7 protein-coding genes are annotated in these 7,024 nt (G+C 45.1%); 5 read left to right on the top strand and 2 right to left on the bottom strand.

The annotated features are described in order from the left end of the window. Window positions 1-76: 76 nt before the first annotated feature. Complete coding sequence (locus P5683_RS11550; protein WP_008051205.1) at window positions 77-460, bottom strand: DUF1830 domain-containing protein; 384 nt, start codon at window positions 458-460, stop codon at window positions 77-79. A gap of 261 nt (window positions 461-721) precedes the next feature. On the opposite strand from P5683_RS11550, the gene P5683_RS11545 reads away from it, so the two are divergent. From P5683_RS11545 to mrdA, 5 genes are all read left to right on the top strand, one after another. Beyond that, window positions 722-2,302, top strand: a complete 1,581-nt coding sequence (locus P5683_RS11545) for a photosystem II high light acclimation radical SAM protein (RefSeq protein WP_006625374.1) — start codon at window positions 722-724, stop codon at window positions 2,300-2,302. 80 nt (window positions 2,303-2,382) lie between these two features. Continuing rightward, a complete protein-coding gene (locus P5683_RS11540) occupies window positions 2,383-2,745 on the top strand; it encodes a VOC family protein (RefSeq protein WP_006625373.1) in 363 nt (120 codons plus the stop codon). A gap of 63 nt (window positions 2,746-2,808) precedes the next feature. Then, the gene (gene rodA / locus P5683_RS11535; RefSeq protein ID WP_006670328.1) at window positions 2,809-4,065 is read left to right on the top strand and encodes a rod shape-determining protein RodA; all 1,257 of its coding nucleotides are present in this window, start codon (window positions 2,809-2,811) and stop codon (window positions 4,063-4,065) included. A gap of 123 nt (window positions 4,066-4,188) precedes the next feature. After that, a complete protein-coding gene (locus P5683_RS11530; protein WP_006625371.1) occupies window positions 4,189-4,926 on the top strand; it encodes a DUF502 domain-containing protein in 738 nt (245 codons plus the stop codon). Between the two features lie 91 nt (window positions 4,927-5,017). Continuing rightward, complete coding sequence (gene mrdA, locus P5683_RS11525; RefSeq protein WP_315640522.1) at window positions 5,018-6,811, top strand: penicillin-binding protein 2; 1,794 nt, start codon at window positions 5,018-5,020, stop codon at window positions 6,809-6,811. Here the strand turns inward: mrdA and P5683_RS11520 are convergent. Then, on the bottom strand, window positions 6,795-7,024 hold a 230-nt coding region (locus tag P5683_RS11520; protein WP_315669445.1), incomplete at its 5' end, for a hypothetical protein. The two genes, mrdA and P5683_RS11520, sit on opposite strands and share 17 nt — an antisense overlap.

The raw sequence follows: 7,024 nt of genomic DNA, 5'->3' as shown, positions 1-7,024 counted from the left end.
AAAGTACCTCATCCGTCCGGGAACTGCTATACTCTGGTGGTGATTCCGATTATCTCGGTCTGACGCACTCTAGGGGTTAATCAACAGAACTCAAAGCCGGAGTTGTCAAAACTGAGGGCTTTCCTTCAGAACTGCGACCTGTGATCCGTTCGTGGTAAGCTAGGGCAGCGGCACTGGGGTGGACTTCATCAATAGGTGGGAGTTCTTGGTCAATTTGCAGACGATCGCAGGGAATCTTATCGGATAGAATGGCACTAGCCATTTTTCCTGTGTGAATCTCTAATAGGGCTTCTGGTATAGCTTCAAACACCAAACGCTGACCGGGAAATACCACCCGTTCAAAATACCAATTTGGGACATTGCTAATTCTGGCAATCTGAATATTGCTAGTAGCGTTAACGTAGCAGCAGAGAACTCGGCCAGGACTGTTATAGGGTAGGGGATCAAGAATTTGAGCCATGTTAAGGAGTATTGCAATATGAGTTTTGTATACAGCCAAACTAACATTTTGCGATCGCTATTGGTTGTAATCGCGACTACCAATCGATAATGATTTTTGCCTGTAACCTACCGACTATCATATATTCGACGATCCCCCCATCTGGCTCAAGTTAAGCGATCGCAGCCCATTAACCCGCCCTCGCCATTGATTGTAAGATGAAAACAGCCAGCTATATTGTTAAGTTATATTAATAAGCAACCCATTCACTCATTTAAAATCATGGACCAAAAAATCCTATATGTTCGGCTCCCCTGCAACCCCATCTTCCCCATAGGGGTAGTTTACCTAGCAGACCATGTACATAAGCTATTTGGTTCTGTAGAGCAGCGAATCTTTGACCTAGGGACTGTTCCCCCCCTAGACTATAGTTTAGCCCTCAATAACTGCATTGACGAGTTCCAGCCGACACTGTTAGTATTTTCGTGGCGGGATATCCAAATTTATGCTCCCGTGGGCGGACGGGGCGGAAATCCTTTGCAAAATGCCTTTGAGTTTTACTATGCCAAAAACCCCCTAGTTAAGTTGCGGGGTGCTTTCGGAGGATTACGGTTAGCAGTATCCTACTATAACGAACTGTGGCGTAATACCAGTTTAGTGCGGCAGGGACTCAACCGAGCCAGACGCTATCAACCCCAAGCACGCGCGGTAGTAGGTGGCGGCGCGGTGAGTGTGTTTTATGAACAATTAGGGGAGAGTCTCCCTGATGGCACAATTATTTCCGTAGGGGAAGGGGAGGCGTTATTAGAAAAATTATTGAGGGGTGAAGACTTCAGTAATGAACGCTGTTATGTGGTCGGACAAACTCAACCGCGCGATCGCATGATTCATGAAAAACCGACTAATATTGAGAAAACCGCCTGTAACTATGATTATATTAGCCAAGTTTGGCCGGAGTTTGACTACTATTTTCAGGATGGGGATTTTTATATCGGTGTTCAGACTAAGCGTGGTTGTCCCCACAACTGCTGTTATTGTGTCTATACCGTAATTGAAGGTAAACAGGTGCGGATTAATCCCGCTGATGAAGTAGTCGCAGAAATGCAGCAACTTTACCATCGTGGAATCCGTAACTTTTGGTTTACCGATGCTCAATTTATCCCCGCCCGTCGATTTATTGATGATGCCGTAGAACTGCTACAAAAAATCCTTGATGCTGGCATGAATGATATAAATTGGGCGGCGTATATTCGGGCGGATAACCTCACCCCCCAATTGTGTGAACTGATGGTTAAAACCGGAATGAATTACTTTGAAATCGGTATCACCAGCGGTTCCCAGGAATTGGTCAGAAAAATGCGGATGGGCTATAATCTGCGTGTAGTATTAGAAAACTGCCGAGATTTAAAAGCAGCCGGATTTAATGATTTGGTGTCTGTCAACTATTCCTTTAATGTGATTGATGAAACCTTTGACACTATCCGTCAGACCATTGCTTATCATCGGGAATTGGAGGCGATTTTTGGGGCGGATAAGGTGGAACCTGCCATCTTTTTTATTGGCTTACAACCCCACACCCATTTAGAAGAATATGCCTTTAACAACGGTATACTCGATCGCAATTATAATCCCATGAGTTTGATGCCTTGGACAGCCCGGAAACTTCTATGGAACCCGGAACCCTTGGGGTCTTTCTTTGGGGAGGTCTGTTTAGAAGCCTGGAAACGGAACCCTAATGATTTTGGACGGGGAGTGATGGATATCCTAGAAGAACGTCTGGGGAAATCATCCCTAGAAGAGGCTTTGAGTGCGCCTGTCCAAAGCGATCGCCCTGCTGACAAACAACTGGTCAAGGCAGGTTAAAATCATTCACAGTGTCGGAGAGTGGGCGATTTTGCCCACTTTCTTCGTAGAATAGCAACCATAAACCCTAATTTCTGATTATGCAACTCAAACGCTTAGGCCATGTAGCCATCTGTGTCCAAGATATTCAGACCGCCGCCAGTTTTTACCAAAATTTGGGTATGGAATTAGTATGGCAAGATAGCGATTGGGCTTATTTGAAGGCGGGAGATGATGGACTTGCCTTGCTGGGTCCAGGTTACAACCAAGCCAGATCCCATTTTGGGTTTGTGTTTAGCGATCGCACGGAAATAGAAACAGCCTATCAGCAATTACAACAACAAGGGGCAGAAATTACCCCCATTCACGAACACCGAGACGGTACCGCCTCCTTTTACGGTCGCGACCCGGACGGTAACGCCTTTGAGTATCTCTATGAACCCATCAAAAAAGGTGATAATTGAGTGATTTAATCATCCCTGTTTCCGTGGGTAGGTTAAGAGTTAAACAGTTCAGCCAAAAATTATATGTTTTTCAGAGCCAGATTAAAAAGTTATAGGCGATCGCCCCTAGCAGCTTGGGCAGAAGTAGACTGGTTATTATTAGTCGCCTGTGTCGCCCTCACCGGATTAGGCGGCATCATGATCCGTAGTGTAGAAGTTACCCAAGGACTGACAGACTGGTGGCAACACTGGATCACCGGAGGTGTAGGGTTAATCCTGGCGATGATAATTGCCAAGAGTAACTACCAAACACTAATCAATTGGAAATGGATAGTTTATATTATCGTTAACCTCTCCCTGATTGCCGTTCAATTAATCGGAACCACAGCCCTAGGAGCCCAACGCTGGATTAATATTGGTGGTTTTCACGTCCAGCCCTCCGAATTTGCCAAGGTGGGGATAATTATTGTTTTGGCAGCACTTCTGCACGAGGTCAAGATACCCAGCATTCCAGACACCATCAAAATGCTGATTATCGCGGCTGTTCCCTGGGGGTTAGTATTAATTGAACCCAACCTAGGAACCTCCCTAGTCTTTGGTATGATTACCCTGGGAATGTTGTATTGGGGCAATGTCCATCCCGGTTGGTTAATCCTGTTATTGTCCCCGATTATATCAGCTATTTTAACAACAGTCTATCAACCTGCTGGCATCATTTGGGCTGTAGCCATGGGGTTTGTAGGCTGGTGGAGTTTACCTTGGCGGTATGTGACCGGACCTCTCGCCTTGGGTATGAATTTGGGGGCCGGAAAATTAGGAGATATTTTCTGGGGGTTTCTGCAAGATTATCAAAAGCAGCGACTGATTGGCTTTTTAAACCCAGAGCAAGACCCCCTAGGAGCAGGATATCACTTAATTCAATCTCGCATTGCCATTGGTTCGGGACAGTTATATGGCCGAGGTTTGTATCAGGGAACCCAAACTCAGCTAGATTTTATTCCCGAACAGCATACCGACTTCATCTTTTCTGCCATTGGGGAAGAATTGGGGTTTATCGGTTGTATTATTGTTTTGGCAGTGTTCTGGATAATTTGCCTGCGATTGGTGATTATTGCCCAAACTGCTAAGGATAGTTTTGGTTCCTTAATTGCGATCGGGGTATTGTCAATGTTGATGTTCCAAGTATTTGTAAATATTGGCATGAATATTGGACTAGCACCAGTTACAGGCATCCCTTTACCATTTCTCAGCTATGGGCGATCGGCACTCCTAAGTAATTTTCTAGCCATGGGATTAGTAGAATCTGTTGCTAACCACCGACAGCGAAAACGCATTTTCTAGGCTTACCAATTCCTGGGGGGTTCTTTGTCGGGTTCAGTCAGCCAGTCCCCCTAACCCCTTTGGCGTAAGCAGTCGCCATTTTCACAAACCCATCATTTTAGTCAACAGGAGAGTGAACGCCTCGTGTTCCAAAACCTCAAACATGATTTAAAAAATGATTTGATTGCCGGGTTGCTGGTGGTAATTCCCCTGGCGACTACTATCTGGCTTAGTATTACCGTGGCTACAGCGGTGATTAAATTTCTGACCCGCATTCCTAAACAAGTTAACCCTTTTGATGGCCTCAATCCCATTCTGGTCAATCTACTTAATATTTTGGTGGGGTTAGCTGTTCCATTAATGGGTATTCTGTTCATTGGTCTGATGGCTAGAAATATCGCTGGTCAGTGGTTACTTAACCTCAGTGAACAGATTTTACAAGGCATTCCCTTGGCGGGGTCAGTTTACAAAACCCTCAAACAACTTCTGGAAACTCTCCTCAGAGACTCAAATGATAAGTTTCGGCGGGTGGTTCTGATAGAATATCCTCGGCGGGGAGTTTGGACTCTGGCTTTCGTCACCGGATCAGCAGATGCAACCATTCAATCTCACCTGTCGGAAGATATGATTGGTGTTTTTGTGCCGACTACTCCTAACCCTACCAGTGGCTGGTATGCTATTGTTCCCCGCCATGAAGCGATCGACTTATCCCTATCGGTAGAAGAAGCATTTAAAATTATCGTCTCCGGTGGTATTGTTAATGCTTCCACTTCTCTAAAGCCTAGCGCTAGTCCTCCTGTGGAAACTCCCCTAGACCCTATTATCTCTAAGAAAAATGCGGAACAACCTGTCACCCTGGAAGAACAACAATTTGCTCCTTAGGTTTACACGACGGAATAATCAGCCTATAGATTTTCCGGATTCATGACACCACTTTTGAAAAATAAAAGGTAGGTCATTGGATAGGATAACTATGGCTGGTGAATCTCCGTTTACCCCTCACAATCAATATACTTCTGATAAACCGCAGCGGCATCAGTCTTACCGTGGCCGTCTGCATCGTGGTATTATCCTGCTGTTATTGATTACTGCCGGGTTTTGTTTGTACACTGTTCAACTCGCTAATTTACAATTGATTCAAGGAGCTATCAATTGGGACAGAGCGGAAAATAACCGACTTCGCCTAGTTCCTATTCCGGCAAAACGAGGCGAAATTTTCGATCGCCATAATCAAAGACTCACCCGCAGTCGTTTGGCGCGATCAGTTTATATTTGGCCTAGGGAACAGTCACCCCAACAGTGGCAGGAAATTGCTACCCAACTGGGTCCGATTCTTGATATCACTCCACAAGAAATTATTAATCTTATCGAAAATAAGGGCTATAATTCCCATCTTTTTGTGCTAATTAAACAGGATATTACCCCAGGAATGTTTATTGCTCTCGCCGAACGTTCTGAGTATTTTAAAGGGGTAGAAGTTCGCGGGGAGTCTCAACGTTATTATCCACACAATCATCTGGCTTCCCATATTTTAGGATATATTGGCGCTGCTAGTTTACAGGAATTAAAGGCTAATCCTCAATACCCTATGGGAATGCTAACGGGGAAAATGGGGATAGAACGTATAGCTAACTCTTCCCTTGAGGGAGTGTGGGGAAATCGATTAATTGAGGTCAATTCTCGGGGAGAGGAAATTCAAGAGCTAGGTATTCAACAACCACAACCCGGTCAGCCGCTTCAGTTAACTTTAGATTTGGAACTACAAAAAACCGCCGAAACTGCTTTAGGCGATCGCTCTGGTGCTGTGGTGGTATTAGATGTGCAAACTGGCGCGATTTTGGCTATGGTTAGTCATCCTAGCTTTAATCCTAATATATTCTCTGGTCCGATGACTGCACAACAATGGGAACAATTACAAAGCCGCCAAAATCCTATGTTAAATAGGGCTGTACAGGGCTACCCTTCTGGTAGTACATTTAAAATTGTCACGGCGATCGCCGGTATAGAATCGGGGAAATTTTCCCCTAATTCAACTGTACCCACTGCGGGGGCTATTACCATTGGCGGCGTGAGTTTTCATGAGCATAGTAATAGTGGTTATGGTACTATTGGATTTAGAAAGGCACTTGCTGTTAGTAGTAATACCTTTTTTTATCAGGTGGGAATGGCGGCGGGACCTCATCAAATTTCTAAATGGGGGAAAGAATTAGGGATTGGTGGTAGTATTAATTTGGATTTATTGGGACTTGATGGCGCTAATCATGGTCAAATCCCTACCCCAGAACAAAAACAAGCATGGTATGGTGAGCCTTGGTATGTGGGGGATACTGTCACTATGGCGATCGGTCAGGGGTTGGTTTTAGCTACTCCCTTGGAATTGGCGGTTATGACCAGTACCGTCGCTAATGGCGGCTATCGAGTACAACCTCACCTCTTGGCTTCCCAAACTAATACCGATGAAACTAAACCTATTAAAACTTCCATTTCGGCGGGTAGTTTAAATGTGGTCCGACAGGGATTAATTGATACTGTCAAGGAGGGAACTGCTAGAATTTTGAATGATGGTTCTATTCCTTTAACCGGAGGGAAAACTGGAACCGTAGAAATTCCCGGACACCCCAACAATTCTATGTATGTGGCTTTTGGACCTGCGGATCAACCAGAAATTGCGATCGCAGTTTTGGTCGAAAGAGGTGGTTATGGTTCTGTGTCCGCCGCACCTATTGCTAAGGCGGTTTTTCAGACCTATTTCAATGGGAGAAAATAGCATCAGCAGCGATCGCTCCTATTTGACCCCCACCAGACACCGAGAAACCCGGTTTCTTTAGAGTTTCTTTCCCCCCACCAGACACCGAGAAACCCGGTTTCTTAGGTAAAATCTTGATTGAGAAACAGAGAGACTGGTAGAAACCGGGTTTCTTTAGGGTTTCTTTCCCCCCACCAGACACCGAGAAACCCGGTTTCTTAGGTAAAATCTTGA

It is taken from the genome of Limnospira sp. PMC 1279.21, assembly GCF_032349615.1.
GTDB lineage: Bacteria > Cyanobacteriota > Cyanobacteriia > Cyanobacteriales > Microcoleaceae > Limnospira > Limnospira fusiformis.
Note: the sequence above shows the minus strand (reverse complement) of the source record. Positions and strands in the feature narration are given on the sequence as shown.

Coding starts and splice junctions, on each gene's coding strand:
- mrdA (WP_315640522.1), top strand. CDS start 5,018: ATGGCTGGTGAATCTCCGTTTACCCCTCACAATCAATATACTTCTGAT.
- P5683_RS11550 (WP_008051205.1), bottom strand. CDS start 460: ATGGCTCAAATTCTTGATCCCCTACCCTATAACAGTCCTGGCCGAGTT.
- rodA (WP_006670328.1), top strand. CDS start 2,809: ATGTTTTTCAGAGCCAGATTAAAAAGTTATAGGCGATCGCCCCTAGCA.
- P5683_RS11545 (WP_006625374.1), top strand. CDS start 722: ATGGACCAAAAAATCCTATATGTTCGGCTCCCCTGCAACCCCATCTTC.
- P5683_RS11540 (WP_006625373.1), top strand. CDS start 2,383: ATGCAACTCAAACGCTTAGGCCATGTAGCCATCTGTGTCCAAGATATT.